21 protein-coding genes are annotated in these 23,074 nt (G+C 33.3%); 9 read left to right on the top strand and 12 right to left on the bottom strand.

The genetic code is table 11. The features are described from left to right. Positions 1–2 precede the first annotated feature (2 nt). The 9 genes from V4538_09350 to V4538_09310 all read right to left on the bottom strand — a co-directional run bounded on the left by V4538_09350 (position 3) and on the right by V4538_09310 (position 7,411). A complete protein-coding gene (locus V4538_09350; GenBank protein MES2381236.1) occupies positions 3–551 on the bottom strand; it encodes an ATP-dependent Clp protease proteolytic subunit in 549 nt (182 codons plus the stop codon). Between the two features lie 13 nt (positions 552–564). After that, entirely contained in the window at positions 565–1,626 is a 1,062-nt protein-coding gene (nuoH, locus tag V4538_09345; protein ID MES2381235.1) for an NADH-quinone oxidoreductase subunit NuoH, read from the bottom strand. Continuing rightward, a complete protein-coding gene (locus V4538_09340; protein MES2381234.1) occupies positions 1,626–2,609 on the bottom strand; it encodes a 2Fe-2S iron-sulfur cluster-binding protein in 984 nt (327 codons plus the stop codon). The genes nuoH and V4538_09340 overlap by 1 nt, the downstream gene beginning before the upstream one ends. 36 nt (positions 2,610–2,645) lie before the next feature. After that, a complete protein-coding gene (gene nuoF / locus V4538_09335) occupies positions 2,646–3,989 on the bottom strand; it encodes an NADH-quinone oxidoreductase subunit NuoF (GenBank protein MES2381233.1) in 1,344 nt (447 codons plus the stop codon). A 32-nt stretch (positions 3,990–4,021) separates the two neighbouring features. Further along, positions 4,022–4,558, bottom strand: a complete 537-nt coding sequence (nuoE, locus tag V4538_09330; GenBank protein MES2381232.1) for an NADH-quinone oxidoreductase subunit NuoE — start codon at positions 4,556–4,558, stop codon at positions 4,022–4,024. A 143-nt stretch (positions 4,559–4,701) separates the two neighbouring features. Further along, positions 4,702–5,904, bottom strand: a complete 1,203-nt coding sequence (locus V4538_09325; protein MES2381231.1) for an NADH-quinone oxidoreductase subunit D — start codon at positions 5,902–5,904, stop codon at positions 4,702–4,704. A 31-nt stretch (positions 5,905–5,935) separates the two neighbouring features. Continuing rightward, a complete protein-coding gene (locus tag V4538_09320; protein MES2381230.1) occupies positions 5,936–6,442 on the bottom strand; it encodes an NADH-quinone oxidoreductase subunit C in 507 nt (168 codons plus the stop codon). Continuing rightward, complete coding sequence (locus tag V4538_09315) at positions 6,442–6,984, bottom strand: NADH-quinone oxidoreductase subunit B (GenBank protein MES2381229.1); 543 nt, start codon at positions 6,982–6,984, stop codon at positions 6,442–6,444. The genes V4538_09320 and V4538_09315 overlap by 1 nt, the downstream gene beginning before the upstream one ends. Positions 6,985–7,048: 64 nt before the next feature. Beyond that, positions 7,049–7,411 (bottom strand): NADH-quinone oxidoreductase subunit A, encoded by a 363-nt coding sequence (locus tag V4538_09310; GenBank protein ID MES2381228.1) that lies wholly within the window; start codon positions 7,409–7,411, stop codon positions 7,049–7,051. A gap of 189 nt (positions 7,412–7,600) precedes the next feature. On the opposite strand from V4538_09310, the gene pepT reads away from it, so the two are divergent. Next, positions 7,601–8,845, top strand: a complete 1,245-nt coding sequence (pepT, locus tag V4538_09305; GenBank protein MES2381227.1) for a peptidase T — start codon at positions 7,601–7,603, stop codon at positions 8,843–8,845. A gap of 54 nt (positions 8,846–8,899) precedes the next feature. Here the strand turns inward: pepT and trxB are convergent, their stop codons facing one another. Then, complete coding sequence (trxB, locus tag V4538_09300) at positions 8,900–9,856, bottom strand: thioredoxin-disulfide reductase (GenBank protein ID MES2381226.1); 957 nt, start codon at positions 9,854–9,856, stop codon at positions 8,900–8,902. Positions 9,857–10,021: 165 nt separating this feature from the next. Here trxB and V4538_09295 point away from each other — a divergent pair, with 165 nt between their 5' ends. Then, complete coding sequence (locus V4538_09295; protein ID MES2381225.1) at positions 10,022–11,917, top strand: OmpA family protein; 1,896 nt, start codon at positions 10,022–10,024, stop codon at positions 11,915–11,917. Positions 11,918–11,921: 4 nt separating this feature from the next. After that, the gene (locus V4538_09290) at positions 11,922–12,329 is read left to right on the top strand and encodes a thioesterase family protein (GenBank protein MES2381224.1); all 408 of its coding nucleotides are present in this window, start codon (positions 11,922–11,924) and stop codon (positions 12,327–12,329) included. Between the two features lie 172 nt (positions 12,330–12,501). On the opposite strand, the gene V4538_09285 is transcribed toward V4538_09290, so the two are convergent. Together V4538_09285 and V4538_09280 are read right to left on the bottom strand one after the other, a co-directional pair. Beyond that, entirely contained in the window at positions 12,502–13,728 is a 1,227-nt protein-coding gene (locus tag V4538_09285) for a nucleoside transporter C-terminal domain-containing protein (GenBank protein MES2381223.1), read from the bottom strand. A 5-nt stretch (positions 13,729–13,733) separates the two neighbouring features. Next, on the bottom strand, positions 13,734–14,336 hold the full coding sequence (locus V4538_09280; protein MES2381222.1) for a bifunctional nuclease family protein: 603 nt from the start codon (positions 14,334–14,336) through the stop codon (positions 13,734–13,736). Positions 14,337–14,546: 210 nt separating this feature from the next. On the opposite strand from V4538_09280, the gene V4538_09275 reads away from it, so the two are divergent. The 6 genes from V4538_09275 (at position 14,547) to V4538_09250 (ending at position 23,072) form a co-directional block, all read left to right on the top strand. Continuing rightward, positions 14,547–16,997, top strand: a complete 2,451-nt coding sequence (locus V4538_09275; GenBank protein ID MES2381221.1) for an SLBB domain-containing protein — start codon at positions 14,547–14,549, stop codon at positions 16,995–16,997. Between the two features lies 1 nt (position 16,998). Further along, complete coding sequence (locus V4538_09270) at positions 16,999–18,069, top strand: hypothetical protein (protein MES2381220.1); 1,071 nt, start codon at positions 16,999–17,001, stop codon at positions 18,067–18,069. Positions 18,070–18,096: 27 nt separating this feature from the next. Further along, positions 18,097–19,305: a hypothetical protein gene (locus V4538_09265; protein MES2381219.1), complete on the top strand. Its 1,209-nt coding sequence runs from the start codon at positions 18,097–18,099 to the stop codon at positions 19,303–19,305. 50 nt (positions 19,306–19,355) lie between these two features. After that, on the top strand, positions 19,356–20,420 hold the full coding sequence (locus V4538_09260) for a hypothetical protein (protein MES2381218.1): 1,065 nt from the start codon (positions 19,356–19,358) through the stop codon (positions 20,418–20,420). A 13-nt stretch (positions 20,421–20,433) separates the two neighbouring features. After that, entirely contained in the window at positions 20,434–21,879 is a 1,446-nt protein-coding gene (locus V4538_09255; protein ID MES2381217.1) for a lipopolysaccharide biosynthesis protein, read from the top strand. A 107-nt stretch (positions 21,880–21,986) separates the two neighbouring features. Further along, positions 21,987–23,072 (top strand): DegT/DnrJ/EryC1/StrS family aminotransferase, encoded by a 1,086-nt coding sequence (locus V4538_09250; GenBank protein ID MES2381216.1) that lies wholly within the window; start codon positions 21,987–21,989, stop codon positions 23,070–23,072. Positions 23,073–23,074 lie beyond the last annotated feature (2 nt).

The raw sequence follows: 23,074 nt of genomic DNA, 5'->3' as shown, positions 1-23,074 counted from the left end.
TTTTATTTTATTATACCGTCTACTATTCCGTATGCCAATGATTCGTCTGCATCCATCCAATAATCACGGTCAAAATCAGCTAGTACTTTTTCTATTGTTTGACCACAGTTATCAGCTAAAATCTGGGCACCTAATCTTTTTGTTTTTAAAATTTCCTGTGCCTGTATTTGTATGTCTGACGATTGCCCCTGAGCCCCACCACTTGGCTGGTGTATCATAACTTTGGCATTAGGGTATATATAACGTTTTCCTTTTGTTCCAACTGATAACAATATTGAGCCCATAGAAGCTGCCAAACCCATACAAACGGTTGACACCGGTGAGCTAATAGATTTTATGGTGTCATAAATAGTAAAACCAGAGGTAACATACCCACCGGGACTATTTATAATTAAAGTGATATCCTTTCCAGGTTCAATCATATCCAAATACAGTAGTCTATCAATTACGTGTTTAGCAGAATCATCATCTACCTGCCCCCATAAAAAAACTTTGCGTTCGGTTAATAATTTATAATCAATTATATCATTAATTTTTACTGTATTTTCCATGTTTTGTTCTGTTTTATTTGCTAAAAAAGGTTAATCCGCCACCGGTTAATAATACATTTAATATTGATAATGGCAATAACACTTGCCAGCCTAATTTCATTAGTTGATCGTAACGGAAACGCGGAATTGTCCAACGAATCCACATAAAGAAGAATACAAAGAAAATAGCTTTTGTAAACAAGGCACCAAAACTAATTACAGCCACTATATTAGGGTCTAAAACCGAACTTAAATAAGCTAAGCCTGGAAAGTTATAACCACCAAAATATAAGCAAGAAATAATAGCACCAGAAATAAACATATTGATATACTCGGCAAATAAGTATAAACCTAGTTTCATTGATGAGTATTCTGTATGGTAACCACCTACTAATTCTGTTTCACATTCCGGTAAATCAAAAGGTGTTCTGTTACATTCTGCAAAAGCACAAATAAGAAAAATAATGAATCCTAAGGGTTGGTAAAATATGTTCCAGTTTAAACCACTTACTGGAATAAATCCCCAAAGGTTTCCTTGACCTTGTGCTGTTACAATATCCGTTAAACTTAATGAACCACTCATCATGATAATGGCAATAAGCGACATACCCATAGCCAATTCATAACTGATCATTTGACTTGAAGCACGCACAGCACCTAATAAAGCAAACTTATTGTTTGACGCCCAGCCACCAATCATAATACCATACACACCTAAACTTACTACACCAAAAACGTATAAAATTCCAATATTGATGTCGGCTACCTGCAATGCATATTTTACACCGTTAAATTCCATTGCAGTTCCCCAAGGAATAACGGCACTGGTCATTAAAGCGGTAATCATAAAAATGCAAGGACCTAAAATAAACAATAGCTTATCGGAAACATTTGGAATAATTTCCTCTTTCATAAACATTTTTACGCCATCGGCAATGGGTTGTAATAGACCAAATGGTCCTGCACGATCTGGCCCGATTCTATCTTGCATAAATGCAGCCACCTTACGTTCACCATAAGTAGCATAAGCAGCAACACCTAGGCTTATTAAAAATAAAATGACTATAAGTGCTATTTTAAAAAATAATAAAAACATTATTTGTTATCTCCCTCCGTTAAAGCAATTGGTTTTATATTATTTAATGTTAATTCTTTTGGTCTTACCATTTTCTCGTAATGATTAGCTGAAATAACTGATTGATGGCTAATAGCTGTAGGAGCTTCAATAGTCCAGTCACTGGTACTCTTTTTATCAAAACGGCAAGTATTGCAAATAAACTCTTCTACTTCGCCCCATTGGTCTTTACGACCGGTAACACGTAAAACGTCTTCACCTTTATACCAAATTACCACTTTGCCACAGCATTTATCGCAATCTCTATGTGCATCTACCGGTTTGGTAAACCAAACACGGCTTTTAAATCGGAATGTTTTATCAGTTAATGCACCAACGGGACAAACATCAATTACGTTTCCGCTAAAATCGTTTTCAATAGCTTGTTCAATATACGTTGATATTTCACTTGCATCGCCACGATTCATTACTCCATGCACACGTCCATCGGTAATTTGCTCGGCTACTTTTACACAACGGTAGCAAAGTATACAACGGGTCATGTGTAACTGGATTTTATTACCAATATTTATTTTATCAAACGTTCTACGTTCAAAATCGGTACGCGTTTTAGCAGAGCCGTGTTCGTAACCTAAATCTTGTAACTGGCACTCTCCTGCTTGGTCACAAATAGGGCAATCTAAAGGATGGTTTAACAATAAAAATTCTACTACTCCTTTACGTGCATCTATTACTTTTTCGGAAGTAACATTTTTTACTTCCATACCATCCATAATAGTAGTACGACAACTTGCTACTAATTTAGGCATAGGACGAGGATCTTTTTCTGAACCTTTGCTTACTTCAACCAAACAAGTGCGGCAATAACCACCACTGGTTTTTAGTTTACTATAATAGCACATAGTTGGCGGAGCCACTTCTGGCCCTATCATACGTGCAGCCTGCAAAATGGTTGTTCCGTCTGCTACTTCTATTGTTTGTCCGTCTATTGTTACTTTTGCCATTTATAATTTCTTTTAGTCGTTAATCAGACTTTATATTTATGCTGTTGCTAAATTATGCATGTTATGGTAATGCTTTACTTCCTTAATTACAGCAGGATTTTTCACATACTCTTCAAACTCGTGTCTGAAATGACGAATAGCACTTGCCACCGGCCAAGCTGCTGCATCACCTAACGGACAAATGGTATTTCCTTCTATTTTACGTTGAATTTCCCAAAGTAAATCTACGTCTTGTATAGTACCATGTCCATCTAATATTTTATGCAATATTTTTTCCATCCAACCTGTCCCTTCACGACATGGGCTGCATTGTCCGCAGCTTTCATGGTGATAGAAACGAGCAAACGTATGTAAGTTTTGTACAATACTTGTGGTTTCATCCATTACTATAAATCCGCCTGAACCTAACATGGTTCCTGTTGCAAAACCACCGTCAGCTAAACTTTCGTAGCTCATTAAGCGTTTTTCGCCACTGGCAGTAGTTAATATCATTTCGGCAGGTAAAATAGGCACTGATGAGCCTCCGGCAACTACTGCTTTTAGTTTTTTACCATTTTTTATACCACCGCAATACTCTTCACTATATATAAAATCTTCTACGGTAATGCCCATTTCAATTTCGTACACACCGGGTTTATTAATATGTCCTGATGCTGAAATTAATTTAGTTCCTGTTGATTTTCCAATACCAATGCCTGCATACCAATCGCCACCATTGTTTACAATAGGTACAACGGCTGCAATGGTTTCTACATTGTTTACCACTGTTGGGCAACCGTACAAACCGGCTATAGCAGGGAATGGAGGCTTAATTCTTGGGTTACCACGTTTACCTTCCAAGCTTTCTAATAAAGCTGTTTCTTCTCCACATATATAAGCACCAGCACCCGCTTGCACATATAAATCCAAATCATAACCAGTTCCTAAAATATTTTTGCCTAACCAACCTGCTTCATAAGCATCGGCAATGGCTTTTTCCAATATTTTAATAATATAAAAATACTCCCCACGTACATAAATGTATGAACTATTAGCTCCTAAAGCAAAGCTTGAAGTAATCATTCCCTCAATTAATAAATGAGGAATTTTTTCCATTAAATACCTGTCTTTAAAAGTTCCCGGTTCGCTTTCATCAGCATTACAAACTAAGTATCTGGCTACACCTTCTGGTTTAGCTAAAAAACTCCATTTCATGCCTGTTGGAAAACCAGCTCCACCACGTCCGCGTAAACCTGATTTTTTAACCTCTTCTACAATAGCATCCGGTGCCATTGTTTTCAAAGCTTTTTCAACTGAAGCATAACCACCTTTTTCACGGTATACGGCTAAAGTATTAATTCCCGGTACGTTTATATGTTCTAATAATATTTTTTTACTCATTGTAATTTAGCTCTCAGAATTAATAATTACGTTTAGTTTTTTCTAAATGTATCAATGTCTAAATATTTACTATGCTCAGCTTTATTGCTCCATTCGCTAATTAAAGCATCAACTTTTTCAAATGTCAGGTTTTCATGAAAGTCTGCACCCAATTGAAGCATTGGCGCTGTTCCGCAACTACCCAAACATTCAACTGTTTTTAAAGTAAACTTACCATCGGCAGTGGTTTCTCCATCTTTAATACCCAATTTATTTTCAATATGCTCCACTATTTCATTAGCACCACGTAACCAACATGAACTTGTTCTGCAAACCTCAAGCAAGCATTTTCCTACCGGCTTTAAGTTGTACATACTGTAAAACGAAGCCACTTCATATACCTCAACAGGTTTAATATTTAATAACGATGCCACATAATCCATTACAGGTGAACTTAACCAACCATTAAATTCAGCTTGTGCTAAATGCAAAAGTGGTAGTAATGCCGATTTCTGCTTGCCTTCGGGATAACGTTTGATAATACTTTGCACCATGGCAAGTGTTTCATCATTAAATTTTATTTCACTCATCTTTTTAAATTTTGAATGTCAGATTTTGAATGTTGGATTATCCAAAACTAGTATCCGTATTAAGTTGTTTTTATATAATAATATGAACAAAAAAGATTGAATAAAAGTCCATTCAAAATTCATAATTCATAATTCATAATTATTTATGCGTCCAATTCGCCAGCAATTACATTCATGCTACTCATGGTTAAAATAGCATCTGAAAGCATCGAACCTTTTATCATTTCCGGGTAAGCTTGGTAAAATATAAAACATGGTCTGCGGAAATGCAAACGATAAGGAGCACGTCCGCCATCACTTACCATGTAAAATCCTAATTCGCCATTTCCACCTTCTACCGAGTGATACACTTCGCCAACAGGAACTGTTGCTTCGCCCATTACTATTTTAAAGTGGAAAATTAAAGCTTCCATATTATTATACACTTCTTCTTTTGGGGGCAAAAAGAAATCAGGCACATCCGCAAAAAATTTACCTTCCGGTAAATTTTCTAAAGCTTGTGTTATAATTTTTAAACTTTCTCTGATTTCATGCTGACGAACCATAAATCTATCATAGGTATCACCTTGTGTTCCCAAAGGAATCATAAAATCAAAATCTTGATATGAACTATATGGATTCATTACGCGTACATCGTAATCAACGCCTGCTGCTCGTAAATTAGGACCAGTAAAGCCATAGTTTAAAGCACGTTCAGCGCTTATTGGCCCTACATTTATAATCCTGTCCATAAATATTCTGTTGCGTTCAAGCAAGCCTGAAAACTCATCAAAGTATTTAGGAAAATCGGTTAAAAATTCACGTATACGTCTAATACATTCCGGTGTAAAATCTCTTTCTAATCCACCTATTCTGCCAATATTGGTTGTTAAGCGTGCACCACAAACTTGTTCGTAAATGTCGTATATTTTTTCACGCCATTGGAACATGTAAGTAAATCCTGTTAACGCACCAGTATCTACTCCAATAACTGCATTACAAACCAAATGGTCGGCAATACGCGCTAATTCCATAATAATTACACGCATGTAATCAACACGCTTTGGTATTTCTACACCCAATAATTTTTCTACTGTCATGTGCCAACCCATATTGTTAATGGGTGATGAACAATAGTTTAACCTGTCAGTTAATGGTGTTATTTGATAATATGGGCGATGTTCTGCAATTTTTTCAAAAGCACGGTGTATATATCCTATGGTTGAAGTGGCATCATGAATAATTTCACCATCCATTTTCAATATATTTTGAAACACACCATGTGTAGCAGGATGTGTAGGACCGAGATTTAAAATATTATAATCCTCTTTCTCGCTTTTTGTATTTAATTCTAATGATTCAATCATTTAATTTTATATCATTTAAAACCCAAAGGATTTATCGTCCAAAATAACTATCGTTTTTATCTGTTCTTGTTCCGTCTTCTAATGGATACTCTTTTCTCATTGGGAAATAGTCCATTTCGTCCACATTTAAAATGCGTCTTAAATTAGGATGCCCGATAAAATTTATGCCATAAAAGTCAAAGGTTTCACGTTCTTGCCAGTTAGCCGAGCTAAATAAAAACGTAGCTGAATCTATACTAGGATTTTCAACAGGCATATAACATTTCACACGTAAACGTATATTGTTTACTAAGCTGTGTATATGATAAACTGCTCCTATTTCCTTGCCTTTTACTTCAGGGTAATGAATACCACATACATCAGTTAAAAACTGCATTTGCAATTCTTTGTGATTGTATAAAAACTGAAGTAAATCTTTGATATTGTTTTTATCAAACTCAATGGTTAACAAACCATATGGCTCGTATGAGCTATACACTTTATCGCCAAATTGATTGGTAATTTCAGCTAAAATATATTGATTATCTATGTTTACCATTATTGTATTCCGTAACTTCCTAAAAGCGCTTTATACTCATCTGAATTTCTTCTGCGAAGCGATTCGTTTTTAACTATTTCCTGTAATTTTAAAATACCATCTATTATTTGCTCAGGGCGCGGAGGACAACCCGGCACATATACATCTACAGGAATTACTTTATCTATTCCTTGTAATACTGAATAGGTATCAAATATACCACCGCTTGATGCACAAGCACCAATGGCTATTACCCAACGTGGTTCAGCCATTTGTAAATATACTTGTTTTAAAACCGGACCCATTTTTTTAGCAATTGTTCCGGCTACCAATAAAACATCGGCTTGGCGAGGTGAAAAGCTGATACGTTCTGAACCAAAACGAGCCAAATCGTAATTTGAACCCATGGTAGCCATAAACTCAATACCACAACACGAAGTAGCAAAAGGCAAAGGCCAAAGTGAATTTGCTCTGGCCAATCCAATTATTTTATCTAACGAGGTAGCTTGAAAGCCTGGTCCTTCGATACTTGGTGGAGTTGGTGAAATTTTTATATCTGACATTCTAAGTTATTTATCGATTGAGCGTTTTTAATTTTATAGATTTAACCGGGGAAGAAAAATCTGATTATTCCCATTTTAAAGCACCACGCTTAATAATATAGGCAAAGCCAATTAACAGTGTTCCAATAAAAAGAAGCATTTCAACAAAACCGTGAGTGCCTAATTCTTTAAAATTAACAGCCCATGGGTACATAAAAATAACTTCCACATCGAACATTACAAACAATATAGCTGTTAAAAAATATTTTATAGAAAAAGGTAAGCGAGCATTTCCCTGGCTATCGATTCCACATTCGAAAATCTCCAGCTTATCACTTGTTTTACGCTTAGGGCCAAGGTAATGCGTAGCCACCATAGTAGTAGCCACAAAGCCAAAACCTACCAAAAACTGGATAAATATTGCCGCATAATCAACTGAAATGTTCATGTTATTTAATTTTAAATCCGTGCGAAAATAAGCGGTTTTACTATTTATAAAAACTATTCATGACAAAAATATTAACATCATTTAAGCAAAGTAGATTTATCACAAAAAAATAATGTTTAGCTGTATTTTTATGAATAAAATTTAGCCAGAATATTTAACCTTGCATGCAAAACAATTTAACACATTACCATGCAAAATTATAAATATTCTGTAGCAGAAAGATTAATGCAATACGTGCAAATAGATACGACTGCCGACCCCAATAGTACCAGTAATCCAAGTAGTGAAAAACAAAAGGATTTAAGTAAATTACTTTGCCAGCAATTACTTGATTTAGGTTTAGAGAAAGTAGAAACGGATGAGTTTGGTTATGTATATGCCACTATTCCTTCAAACACTACTAAAAAAGTTCCTGTTATTTGTTTTTGCTCGCATGTTGACACAAGCCCTGACTGTAGCGGCACCAATGTTAAACCTGTATTACATAAAAACTGGAACGGGCAAGATATTGTAATGCCTGACGACAATACTGTTGTGCTATCTTCAAAAAATCATCCTTATTTGTTGGAAAGAATTGGTGACGATTTAATTACGGCAAGCGGTTTAACCTTATTAGGTGCCGATGATAAAGCAGGTGTGGCTATCATTATGGATTTAACTCAATTGCTTATCAATCACCCGGAAATTAAACATGGTGATATCAGAGTTTTATTTACGCCTGACGAAGAAATTGGCCAGGGAGTAGATAAGATAGATATGAAAAAACTAAATGCTGATTTTGGCTATACCTTAGATGGTGGGGAAAGAGCTCACCTAGAAGGAGAAACATTTAGTGCTGATGGCTGTAAAGTAATATTTCATGGTATTAGTGCACATCCGGGTTATGCTAAAAACAAAATGGTAAGTGCTATAAAAGCAGCTTCATACTTTACCAGTTTATTGCCAAGCGACAATATGTGCCCTGAAAAAACAGATGGCTATGAAGGTTTTGTGCATCCTGTTTCTATAGAAGGTACCGTTGAAAAAGCTACGGTTGGTTTTATAGTACGCGATTTTGAAACTGCTAAACTAAAGGAACATGAAGCCATGCTTACTGATTTGGCACAAAAAACCATTGATAAATTTGCGGGTGCTACTTTTGAAATAAAAGTAACTGAGCAATACAGAAACATGAAAGAAATTTTGGATCAATTTCCGCAAGTAATGGCCAATGCAGAAGAAGCATATAAACGTGCCGGCTTACAGGTTGTAAAAACCAATATTCGCGGTGGTACTGATGGCTCAAGACTTTCTTTTATGGGTTTACCTTGTCCCAATATCTTTACAGGTGAAATGGCTATACATAGCAAACAGGAATACGTAAGTGTTCAGGATATGCAAAAAGCTGTTGATGTATTGGTAGAACTGGTTCAGGTTTGGGAAGAACAAGCCTAACCAATATGTATTCATAAAAAAAGCCTCTTAGCAAATTTACTAAGAGGCTTTTTGTTAAGCGTGCATGCCAAATTGTTTAGCAGATAAATAACGTTCTGCATCCAGTGCAGCCATACAACCGCTACCAGCAGCCGTTACCGCTTGTCGATAAATTTTATCCTGCGCATCGCCACAAGCAAATACACCTTCCACTATTGTTTTACTGGTACCTGGTACCGTAATTAAGTAACCTGTTTCGTCCATTTCAAGGTACGGTGCAAATATTTCAGTATTGGGTTTATGGCCAATGGCCACAAAAAAACCACCTAGCTCTATTGTTCTTAATTCGCCTGTTTTATTATTTTTTACTCTTACCCCCTCTACTTTGTGGTCACCCAAAATTTCATCTGTTTCAGAGTTAAATAAAATTTCAATATTCGGAGTGTTTTCTACCCTGTGCTGCATCACTTTAGATGCTCTGAACTCTTCTTTCCTCACTATCATATATACTTTACTGCATATTTTTGACAGGTAACTTGCTTCTTCGCAAGCAGTATCACCGGCACCCACAATAGCTACCTCTTTACCTCTGAAAAAGAAACCATCGCAAACAGCACAAGCCGAAACACCATGTCCGTTTAGTTTGGTTTCGCTTTCAATGCCTAGCCATTTAGCACTGGCACCAGTCGAAATAATTACCGTATCGGCCAGTACTTCTTTGGTTTCATCAATCGTGATTTTATAAGGTGGAATACCATCAAAATTTACCTTAGTTACCATTCCGTAACGAATATCTGTTCCAAATCGTTCCGCCTGTTTTCTGAAATCTTCCATCATTTCCGGTCCCATAATACCTGTAGGATAACCTGGATAATTTTCAACATCGTTAGTAATGGTTAACTGCCCACCAGGTTGAGGGCCTGTATACATAACTGGTTTTAAATCGGCACGCGCTGCATAAATAGCCGCTGTATATCCAGCAGGACCACTACCTATTATAAGGCAATGTATATGTTCTAATTGTTCTGACATTTTACTTTAAATTAATTTTCAATTTTATTGCTTTTGCTTTTTCATTTATAAACAATAATACCACAGATAGGTTTTTGTATATGCTCAATAAAGAAAATGGTTTATTTTCTTACTGTTACAAACCACCTCTCCTTTTTTAGCACAATATTTGAATATATTGCCACCATGATTAAGAAATATCTATTTATTACTTGTTTATTTTTAATTAAACTGAGTTTTGCTCAGGAAAAACCGTTTACCTCTACAAAAAATGGGCGGGCAGAAAAAATGTTCAATGAAGCTTTGTCAAATTACAATTTGCAAAATTATAGTGAAGCTATAGCGCTTTGTAACAAAGCCATCAGTGCTGATAATAACTATATAGATGCAAGAATGCTTTTATCTGATTTGTACGAACGCAATGAACAGGAAGAGAAATCGCAGGAAATTTACAACCAATTAGTACTTATTAACCCTAATTTTCCCTTGGCCTATTTAGGCTTGGCAAGCTATCAATTTGACCATGCTCAATACGATAGTGCTTATATCAATATTAAAAAATTTGTAGCTTACCCTGATTGGTATGCACGTAAACCTATTGGACTAAAACTAGAAAAACATATTGATTTTGCAGTTCAAGCTATCAAAAATCCGGTTCCCTATAAACCTATTAATTTAGGACAAAACATCAATTCAGCTCATGATGATTATTTTCCGGTATTAACGGCTGACGGGCAAACACTTATATTTACTAGAAACCTAGGCGACAGGGTTTCGGGAAACGAAGACTTTTTTATCAGTAAAAAAAATGAAGAGGTATTTTCATTGGCAAAACCATTGGGTTACCCTATTAATACGGACCAAAATGAAGGAACTGCTTCAATAAGTGCAGACGGGCAATATATATTTTTTACATTTTGTACCCCTGAAACAAGCTGCGATATTGAATTAAGCAGACTGGACGGATTAAGCTGGAGCGAACCTAAAAACTTAGGCCCACCTGTAAATACAAGGCACTGGGAAACGCAACCTAGTGTATCGTTTAATGGTAAAACAGTTTATTTTGCCAGTGAACGCCCGGGAGGCTTTGGTGGCAGCGATATTTGGATGACTAATTACAACAATGGAAAATGGTCACCACCGGTTAATTTGGGCCCTGAAATAAATACGGATAGTGAAGAGCAATACCCTTTTATTGCATTAGATGATAAAACATTGTATTTTGTAAGTAAAGGACATCCGGGTATGGGTGGCTTGGATATTTTCAGAAGCAAAAAAGATGCAAATGGCCGCTGGCAAAAACCAACTAATATTGGTTACCCTATTAATACAAATAAAGACGAACAAAGCTTTAGCATTACATCTGATGGCGTAAATGCTTTCATTTCATCAGCTAAAGCCGGAGGTTTTGGAGGCTTGGATATTTATAAATTTGAGTTGTACAAAGAAGCTAGGCCCGAACAAACCGGTTATGTTAAAGGAGTCGTTTACGATGCCGTTAAAAAGAACAAGCTTTCAGCTAAACTGGAGCTAATTGATTTGGCAACCAATAAAACAGTCATTGAAACCTACTCAAACAAACTAAGTGGCGAGTTTTTGATGTGTTTACAAGGCAATAAAAATTATGCATTAAATGTGAGTTTGCCAGGGTATTTATTCTATTCGGAAAACTTTAGTTTAAAAGACCAAGGTGCTACCAATCCTTTATTTTTAGATGTTCCGTTAATACCAATTACGGCTGGAGCTAAAGTGGTATTAAAAAATATATTCTTTGAAACGGCTAAGTTTGATTTAAAACCTGAATCGGTAACAGAACTTGATAAATTGGTTCAATTCTTACAAGCAAACCCTAAATTAAAAGTTGAAATAGGCGGACATACGGATAACCAAGGCAATAAACAAAGCAACTTGGTTTTATCAAATAACAGGGCAAAAGCTGTTTATGACTACTTGGTAGAAAAGAAAATCAACCCAACTCAAATTTCGTATAAAGGATATGCAGAAACACAACCCATTGCAGATAATTTAACGGAGAGCAATAGAAGTAAAAACAGGAGAACGGAGTTCAAAATTATCCAGTAAGTTTATGTTTGAAAGTAAAACAACAGTAAGAGTCAGGTATGCAGAAACGGACCAAATGGGTGTAGTATACCATGGCAATTATGCTCAATATTTAGAAATTGGAAGAACGGACGCTTTAAGACAAATGGGGCTTACCTACAAAAGTTTTGAAGAAAATGGAATTATGATGCCTGTTATTAGTTTACAATGTCAGTACATTAAACCTGCTTATTACGATGATGAACTAACAATAGTAACTATGATGAAAGAGTTACCCAAAATACGTAACCACTTTCATTACGAAATATATCGTGATACAACTATTTTAATAGCAAAGGCTGAGGTAGTATTGGTAAACATTGATATGAAAACAAAAAAGCCTTGCTTGGCTCCTACCATTTTAATTGAAAAACTAAAAACCTATTTTGGATAAATGATTGCATTATTTAAGTAAATAAAACTTTCATTTAAATAAAACGAACATTGGAGTGCAACCAATAAAACAAACTTAGTGTCTATATAATTGAATTTGTTTTCGTAATTGAAAATGTTTAGAGGTTAAATGAAATTCCGCCTTGCTTGTTTATTCAAGCGGGCGGTTTTTTTTACATAATTATTCCTGCTAAACAAGCACTTAAGTAACTGGCTAAAGTGCCACATAAAAGTGCTTTAAGTCCCAGCTTAGCTAAATCACCTCTTCTTTCGGGTGCCAAAGCTCCAATACCACCTATTTGCATTCCAACTGAACTGAAATTTGCAAAACCACATAAAGCAAAACTAGCAATGGCTATTGCCTTTGGGGTTAAAGTTTGCTTTACTGCTGTTAAGCTATTATAAGCTACAAATTCATTTATACTCAGTTTCTGTCCCATAAATGTAGCTACTTGCATTATATCTTGCTTGGGAACCCCCATTACGTAGGCAAATGGGTAAAATAAGTAGCCAAAAATAATATCCAGACTTAAGCCGGGAAATGCTTTTCCTATTATATAATTTATTAAAGAAATTAAGGCTATAAAACCTATCAGCATAGCTACAATGTTTATTGATATTTTCATACCATCCGATGCTCCGTGAGAAATAGCATCAATTACATTGGTGTAATGGCTTTTAACCTCTACTTTTATTTCGTTTTTTGTTTGCGATTCTTCCACTTCCGGATAAATTATTTTAGCTATAACTAAACTGGCCGGAGCTGCCATTAAACTGGCTGCAATTAAATATTCGGCAGGAATACCCATATTAACATAAACAATTAATATACCTCCCGAAATACAAGCCATACTCCCACTCATGCTGGCCAGTATTTCACTTTTGGTCATTGTTTGTAAATACGGACGTATCATAACCTGCGCCTCTACTTGTCCAACAAAAGCACTTGCGACATTTGACAGGGTTTCAGCCCCGCTGGCTCGCATAATAAAATAAACTCCTTTTGCTATCACAGCCACAATACGTTGCATAATACCAAAATGATATAAAATGGCAACTAAAACACAAACCAAGATGATAGTGGCAGGAATGTTTAAAGCAAAAATAAAGGAATTATTTGCACCAAAAACTTTAGCGGCTTCAGGTGGATTAGGCAATACGCCTCCAAAACAAAACTTGGCTCCTTCTCTCGCAAAACCTTCTATTTTTTGCATTCCACGTCCAATCAATTGAAAAAAGGATGTTACGGCAGGTACTTTTAAAATTAATAACGCTAGCAATAACTGTAAAGCCAGTCCACTAAAAACCAATCTATAGTTTATTCTCTTTTTATTGTTTGACAACAAAAAGGCTAATCCTAATATACCTAATATACCTAAAATACCTGTGTATTTTTCCATCATTTTTATTTCTTCCTCAATTCGATTTCATCTCTAATTTTTGCTGCTATTGCATAATCTTCAATGTTCAGTGCTTCCTGCAATAATTTATTTAAATCGTCTAAATTTAACTTAGAAAAATCATTGGTCTTTGCTGCTTTAATATCAATTGTTTTTTCTATTTCATCTTCAATAAAAGTATCGTCTTCTTCCTCCTCACTGGCATCAATTATAATCCCAGCCTCCTCCATAATATCATCAAAAGTGTATATAGCACATTTAAACCTAACAGCTAAAGCAATACTATCGCTCGTTCTTGCTTCAATTTCTTTTATAATACCCATTTGGTCGCAAACTAGCTTTGCATGAAATACGCCTTCATTCAAATTATATATCTGTACTTCTACCAGTTCTATTCCAAACTCTTTAAAAAAACTCAAAAACAAATCATGCGTCATTGGCCTGAAAGGAACAATTTTTTCAATTTCAATAGCAATGGCTTGCGCCTCAAAACTACCAATAACAATAGGTAAGCGTCTATTGCCATTAGCTTCCCCCAATATAAGTGTATAGCTGCCGCTGGTTTGCCCACTGCTTAAGCCTAACACATTTAACTTAATTTTATTCATACAAAAAACTCAATACAACAAAAAGCGAAATAATTGATTTAAAACCTTATTTCACCAACAATTTATCAATATTATTTCAAGCGCAATTAAAGCTTATTTAGCAATTAATCTATCCTCCATAAGGTAAAAAAACATCGTAATTATTAAAATTAGGTTATTAGTGTTACTTTGCGACCTAAATTCAATAAATAAGCCCATTAGCGAAACCTTATGAGTAAAATAAAAATTTGCTTAAGTACATTTTTAATTATCTTTTTATCATTTAGCGCTATTGGACAGGTGCTAAATTTTCAAAATCTTTCAAAAGTAAAAGTCAATGAATTAAGCGATGATCAAATTGCTGACTTTTGGAATAAAGCACAATCTAGAGGATTATCCATGAATCAATTGGAGCAGGAAGCTACTAAACGTAAAATGTCCAGTAGCGAATTTGCCAAGTTAAAAACAAGGATAGAAAATTTAGGTAATTCAACTCCTACCAATAACAATAATAATCAAGGCAGTAGAGGTAAAACCGACAACAATAATGCTGAAATCAATAATGAAGATTTAGTATTTTCAGAGATCAGGCCAAAAGTGTTTGGTGCCGAATTATTTAACAATAAGAATCTTACTTTCGAACCCAATTTAAAAATTGCAACGCCTACTAACTATCAGCTAGGTCCTGACGATGAATTAATCATTGATATTTATGGTTTTTCAGAAGAAACTTTTAACTTAAAGATTTCTCCTGACGGTAATATAAGAATTCCTTATGTAGGCCCTGTGCAGGTATCAGGATTAACGATTGAGCAAGCCAGAAAAAAAATAACTCAGAATTTAACCAAAGTATACGATAGAATTAATACCGGTGAAACCAGTGTAAGTATTACTTTGGGAAACATTAGAAGCATTAAAGTATTAATAATTGGAGAAGTCAATCTCCCAGGCACTTACACATTACCCTCACTAGCTACTGTGTTTAACGCTTTATATGCCTCTGGCGGGCCCAATAAAAATGGGTCTATGCGTAATATTAAAGTGGTCAGAAACAATAAAACAATAGCCATTCTTGATATATATGATTTTTTAACTAAAGGTGAGGCAAAAGGCAATATACGTTTGCAGGATCAAGACGTTATAAAAGTAAATGCATATGAAAACAGAATAGAATTAACCGGTGAAGTAAAAAGACCTGGTTTATATGAAGTAACTAAAAATGAAAATTTGAATGATGTTATTGGCTTTGCCGGAGGATTTACGGATAATGCATTTACTGAACGAATTAAAGTAACACGTAATACATCAAAACAAAAAAGTGTAGCTGATATTCAAAAAGAATTATTTAGCCTATTCAATCCCAAAAGTGGTGATGTATATTCCGTGGATATGCTTTTAGACAGATTTGAAAACAGGGTGCAAATTAATGGCGCTGTATTTAGACCCGGTACTTACGCCTTAGAGAAAGGCTTAACTATTTTACAATTAATAAAAAAGGCAGAAGGCTTACGAGAAGATGCTTTTCAAACAAGAGCAATTATATACAGACTGCAAAGCGATAATACACTGACCATGCTTTCAATCAATTTAGCGGATGCTATGCAAGGTAAAGCAGAAGATATAGTTTTACAACGAGAAGACAACATTCAAATTGCTTCTAAACAAGAGTTAAAAGAATCATACAATGTTACTATCAATGGTTTAGTTATAAAACCTGGTGTATTTCCTTATGCTGAAAACATGAGAATTGAAGACCTTATTATAGCTGCTGGTGGGTTTAAAGAAGCAGCATCTATAAAAAGAATTGAAGTAGCCAGAAGAAAATTTGATGTTGACAGAACAAAAGCTAATAGTGAAATTTCTGTTATTAAACAATTCGACTTAGACAAAGATTTAAAGGACAATCCTAGTCTAAAATTTGAGCTCCTACCTTTTGATAATGTAACCGTATTTATGCTGCCGGGATATGTTGCTCAAAAAAATGTATCGATTGATGGTGAAGTATTATACCCAGGTACGTATAGTCTTGAAAAAAACAACGAACGTATATCTGATTTAATAAAAAGAAGCGGAGGGGTTACTGCAACTGCTTATCCTGATGGAGCGATATTATTAAGACCAAAAATACAAACTAATACAGAAGAATTTATTAAAGAAAGTAAGTTAAAAGCACTAAAAAAGCAAACAAAAGATACTACTGAAATTTCAGAAACAATTGATGATGAAAAAAGCTCCAATTATGATTTGGTAGGTATTGATTTAAACTACATATTAAAAAACCCAGGCTCTAAATCAGATTTATTTTTACGTGATGGCGATATAATTAAAATACCGATTGAAAAACAGACTGTATTGGTTAGTGGGGAAATATTATACCCAATAAAATTAAAATTCGAGAAAGGAAAAGGATTAAAATACTACGTTTCAAATAGCGGTGGTTTTACAAGTCGCGCCTTGAGAAAAAGAGCTTATGTTGTTTATGCAAATGGTACAGCTAAAGCCACTAAAAGATTTATGTTTATTAATTTCTATCCTAAAATAAAACAAGGGGGAGAAATAGTAATTCCACAAAAAGAAGAAAACAAAAAATTGAATACCATGGAAATGGTTACTGTTTCTTCGGCTATTACAACTACCCTAGTATTAGTATTTACGATAGTTAGAAGTATTACTGTAAAATAGTATGGATGAAAATAAAGAACTTGTTAATTTTAAAAATGTTATAAACAATATAAATGATTATTTAAAGTATATTCTAAACCATAAAGTATATTTAATTATTTCTGTATTGATTGGTTTAGCTGCTGGCTTTACATACGTTAAATTAAGCCCTGTAAAGTATGAAGCTAAGTTAAGCTTTATAATAAACGATGCAAAAAGTATAAGTCAAAATCCAATAGCAGCGCTAGCCGGGCAATTAGGTGCATCTGGCTCAAGTGTGAATGTATCTGATGATAGAATTTTGTTTTTAATTACAACAAAAAAAATATTAGGCCAATCACTACTTGCTATTATTGAGGAAGAAAAAATTACGGTTGCCGATAAATTAATAGCACTAAACGACTATAAAAAAGATTGGGACGGAAAAGATACTTCATTACAAAATTTCAATCACTTCACTTCTAAAAACATTGATAACTTAAGCCATGTAGAGAATAAAATAATGGATTTTTTAATATCAAAAATTTTAAAATCAAACGACTTACAAAGCGATGCTGTAAAAAAGAAAACTTCTTCTTTTGTTGGCCAGTCTTCTAGTGGTATTATTTTAATTAGTTATAAATCAAAAGATGAGCTCTTATCAAAAAGACTTATCGATGCCATTTATTTTAATTTAAGCGATTTCTATACACAGATTATAACAAAAAGCTTAAAGGCTAATTTAGATTTGGTTTCCCAAAGATTAGACTCAACAAAAAGAATTATGGAAAGAAGTGAAGTCGCTGTTGCTAATGAGATGGACATTTCTAATAAAATAATCAGGTTTAGTGGTAAAGTAAACGAAGCAAGACTAAAAAAAGAAACTGAATTATTAAATGTGCTGTATGCCGAATTATTAAAGAACAAAGAAATTGCTAAATTTAATTATGACCAAGAAAAACCTGTTTTTCAAGTAATAGATAAACCCTCTTTTCCCCTTGAAGAATTATCGAAATCACTAATCGTATTTAGTATTATCGGTGCATTTCTGTTCAGTTTTATTTGTTTAATATCTATTACAGTTTTATTCCTTAAAGCAAAAATTGTTTTCTAGATAACTTAAAAAACAATCTAGATAAAAATGCTAAGAAAATTAGAGAAATTTATCAATATAGGAATAGGAATAACTATAATTAATAATTTATATTATTTCTCCGGAATATTTGGATTAAGCTCTTCTATCATAATCATCATTTGTTTATTGCTTAGCTTGTTATTCTTTCTTTTAAATTTTAACAAAGACCAGATTGTTAACTTTATAAATAGCTGGAACACTATTTTTTTTGTAACGACTTCAATACCATTATGTTTTATTGATTGGTTTATTAATGGTTCTGTTCCCATTGCAAACGATTTAATAAGAGTGTTATTGTATTTTTTTTATTTCTCGTGGACCTTTAGCATTAATAATAAAAAACCAGAATTAAATAAGTGGTTTATACACATAAGTCTACTTTCAATCATAATTTTAACTATCCAAGGGTTATTTGAAAATGCCAATCCTCTCTTGTTTTCTATTATTCTTTCCGATAATATTGAAAAAAGGGTTTTAACACGAATTGCTGGTACTTTAATTGATTCCAATTCTTATTCAGGAGCTATTTGTATATACTTCTTAATTTTATCGTATGAGCTAAATTTAAAGAATAAAGGTTTACAAAAAGTCCTATTAGTAATTATTTTTTTATTGGCTTTATATCTTACAGATTTGGCTGGGTCAAGGCAAGGCTTAATTATGTTGTTTAGCTATGTTTTTTATTTGCTGTTAAAAAATATAACTTTTTTTAAAACAATTATTATTGGAGTAACGGTAATAGTTACTCTATTTTCTGCTGTTATATTCTCAGATCAACTTACTAATTACGCCCGAGAAAATCCAAGTTCTTCTATTGCCCGGCTTTTAAAAAGTGAAGAAAATGAGCGGTCATTACAAAGTAACTTGGATAGAAAACATTCTTTAACGGATGGATTAAATTTATGTGTAGATAACTATTTTATTTATGGTCCGGGTGCATTAAATTTTTCTTCTAGGTGGATATCATTTACAAATGCCCATGAACCCCATAATGGCTTATTATTTATTTTAGTTCAATATGGAATATTATCAATCATTCCTTTTTATTTATTGTTTTTATTAGCCAAAAGAGCATTTAAAAATCACTTGCTTATATTCTTTTTAATATTTTTAATTCATTATTTGTTACAACCAAATTTAATGTATTACGCTATAACCTTCTTATTTATGTTTTACATAGATACAAAACACTATTTTAACAGAAATTCAATATAAAATATTACTATTGTCGCTATACAAAAGGTTTACTAAATTTATATAAATTAATGAAGAATTCAGTGGAATTAATTGACATAATAAGTTTTATAAAAAACTCTATTATGTTCCTTTTAACTAAACTATTAATTATTATATTAATAAGTCTCTTAGGGGGATTAATTGGATTTTACATTGCTCATATTTCAAAGCCAACTTATATTTCCAAATATTCGTTTATTTTAAATGAAAATGAAGGTTCTTCAGGATTTAATTTATCTTCATTAGCTGGTATTGCTGGTATTGCTGGTATTGGAGGAAATACTAATGTAAATGAAGACAAATTATTATATATAGCCAATTCTCGTCAACTTATTGGAAATACGCTATTAGAAAAAGTAGTTATCAATGATAAACCAGAATTATTAGTTAATCATTTCATAGATATTTATAAGCTATCAAGTATTTTTCAATCAGATACCAGTTTAAATTCATTTACTTATTTTAAACATAACCTCCTTGATAGTTTGTCATATCAGGAAAATAAAGTACTCGATTTAATTATAAAGCGAATAGTTGATGATAAATTATTAACTATAGATACCAAAAAGAAAACAGGTATTGTTATCCAAAGTGCTGGAATTATTGCCATTGATTTTAAATCAATAAATGAAAAATTTGCTAAATTATTCGTTGAAAGTCTATTTAAAAATTTATCCGAATATTATACCACAAAAAGTATTCATCGCCAATTAAAAAATTACCAGCTAATTAAATTTAGAGCTGACTCCATAAGAACATTGTTATACGAAAAAGAAAGTTATGGCGCAGGTATATTTGATAGAAATTTAAAAGTAATTAGAATGCAAGGACGCGTAGACGTTGAAAGGACAAAACGAGATGTAGAAATGCTAAGCTTGATGTATGCAGAAGTTCTTAAAAACCTAGAGATTGCAAAATTTGCTTTAGATAACCAAACTCCATTTTTTCAAACGGTTGATAAACCTACTTTACCTCTTGAAAAAAAGAAATTATCGCGATTGATTTCTGCTATCATTGGATCCGTTATAACATCCATTTTATTATCAATTTATCTGATAACAAAAAATTTAAAAACTATTATCAATAGTAATTAGAAGTATTACCAAATTGTCAAAACAAATTGTAAAAGCAGGAACATGGTCTATAATTGGACAGTTTACCAAATTAATAATAAAATTTGGGGTAAACATTGCTTTGGCAAGGTTACTTACGCCTAAAGAGTTTGGTTTAATAGGCATGGTTTCTGTTATTATTGCCTTACTTACTTCATTAGGTGAATTAGGCTTATTTTCGAGTTTAATTCAGAAAAAAGAAGTAAATCAAAGAGAACTATCTTCGGTATTTTGGGTGAGCATACTACTTGGTATTGCTATTTGTTTATTGCTGTATTTTACCGCACCACTTATTGTTATATTTTACCACGAAGAAGCCTTGCTTCCTATTATAAGGGCTTTATCGCTTATTTTTTTATTTAACTCATTAATTCTTACTCACAACGCCATACTAACAAAACAGCTTAACTTTAAACGGATGGAATTATTTTCAACCATATCCGTTGTTGTTGCTTCTTTGGTATCTTTAAGTCTCGCTTTTTTAAATTTTGGTGTATGGGCATTGGTTGCCCAACAAGTAGTAGCAAGTGTAATAAATGTAGGATTGATATGGCTTTACGAAAAATGGCGACCTTCCTTTATTATTTGTAAAGATTCACTAAAAAATTTACTAGGTTTTGGGTTAAAAGTTTTTGCTTCAAGCATAATCAATACTGCATTTAGCAGTATTGATACCATGATAATTGGTCGCTATTTTTCAGCTTCCATACTTGGGTTGTACAGCTATGCACAAACATTAATTAACGTTTCGGTTGGAACCTTTACCAGTGCTTTTGTAAAGGTTTTATTTCCAGTTATGTCAGAAGCGCAAAACGACTTTGAAAGACTCAAAAACACGTATAAAAAAGCCCTTAACATGGCTAATTTATTTATTATACCTGCTATGGGCACAATAGCCGTTTTAGCCAATGAAATTATTCATTTACTTTTGGGAGAAAAATGGTTACCGATGGTAACTTACATACAACTCTTTTCTATATTAGGCATTCTTTACCCTATCAGTGCTTTAAATATAAACATTTTATTGGCCAAAGGTCGGGCTGATAAGTTTTTAAACTTAGAGATTATAAAAAAAGTATTGCTCGTAATTGGAATTGGAATTGGTTTATCATTCGGTATTTTAGGAATGCTTATCGGCATAATGACAATATCTTTTATAGGTGTATTTTTTAACCTGTATGTTTCAGGTAAAGTTTCTGGCTATAATATAAAAGATCAACTTATTGATATATTACCTATTGCAGGTATTGCTATTGTTTATTTAATTATACTCTACCTTTCTAAAATACTACTTATTCCTTTTATAGGTGAACTGTTAGGTATCGGAATCAGTTTTTGTTTAGCTATTATATCTTTTGTGTTTATTTTATTTAAATTTTATCCTGCTGTTATTGACGACATTAAAATTTTGACAAAAGGATTTACGCTAAAAAAATCATAACGCGCATATAATTAAAGTGTTATTAGTCTAAAGTAGTCGAATACATTAAAAATTAAAACTTTATTTCCTATAGAAATAAGATATATTGCACCCTATTTTATATCCTTATGGCAATAAATGTAACTACTCCATATTTACCTAGCTTAGAAACTTATACAGAATACTTAAAAGGTATTTGGCAACGTGAATGGCTTACAAATAATGGACCATTAGTTAATGAGTTAGAATTAAAATTAAAAGAATATCTTCAAGTACCTCATTTACTTTACATAAACAATGGTACTATTGCATTACAAATAGCAATAAAAGCACTACAATTAAAAGGAGAAATTATTACAACTCCATTTAGTTATGTGGCCACAGTAAGTAGTTTGGTTTGGGAAGGATGTAAACCAGTATTTGTCGATATTGATAAAGACTCTTTAAACATAAACCCACAATTAATTGAAGATGCCATTACGCCAAATACAAGTGCTATTTTAGCTACCCACGTTTTTGGTAATCCTTGCGATATTGATGCAATTGATAAAATAGCTAAAAAACATAATTTAAAAGTTATATACGATGCTGCCCATTGCTTTGGTACAAAATACAAAGGCAAATCAGTATTTGAGTTTGGCGATATCGTTACTACCAGTTTTCATGCTACAAAATTATTCCATACAGTAGAGGGTGGTGCAGTATTTACAAGCGACCCTGAGCTGTTAAAAGAAATGGCCCTGCTTAGGAATTTTGGACACAACGGACCCGAGCATTTTGATGCAGTTGGTATAAATGGTAAAAATTCAGAGTTCCATGCAGCCATGGGGTTGGCGAACTTACAAGATATAGAAGCAATACTGGCTTCACGAAAAAACCAAAGTTTGCATTACGACAAATGGTTAACGAATCCAAAACTCAAAAAAATAGAATTGAATAGTAAAGCTGATTTTAACTACGCTTATTACCCGGTTGTTTTTGAGAGTGAAAGTGTTTTACTAAAAGTTAAACATGAGTTAGAAGCCAATAGAATAAATCCCAGAAGGTATTTTTATCCATCATTAAATACAGTTGAAATTTATAAAAGTGAAAATACCTTACCCGTAAGCGAAAGTATTTCAAAGCAAATTTTATGTCTTCCTATGTATCATAAATTATCAAATGAAGAGATAGATTATGTATGTAGAATTCTATTACGTGCTTTAAACAATTAAAA

It is taken from the genome of Bacteroidota bacterium, from assembly GCA_040388375.1.
Taxonomy (GTDB): domain Bacteria; phylum Bacteroidota; class Bacteroidia; order UKL13-3; family UKL13-3; genus JAAFJM01.
Note: the sequence above shows the minus strand (reverse complement) of the source record. Positions and strands in the feature narration are given on the sequence as shown.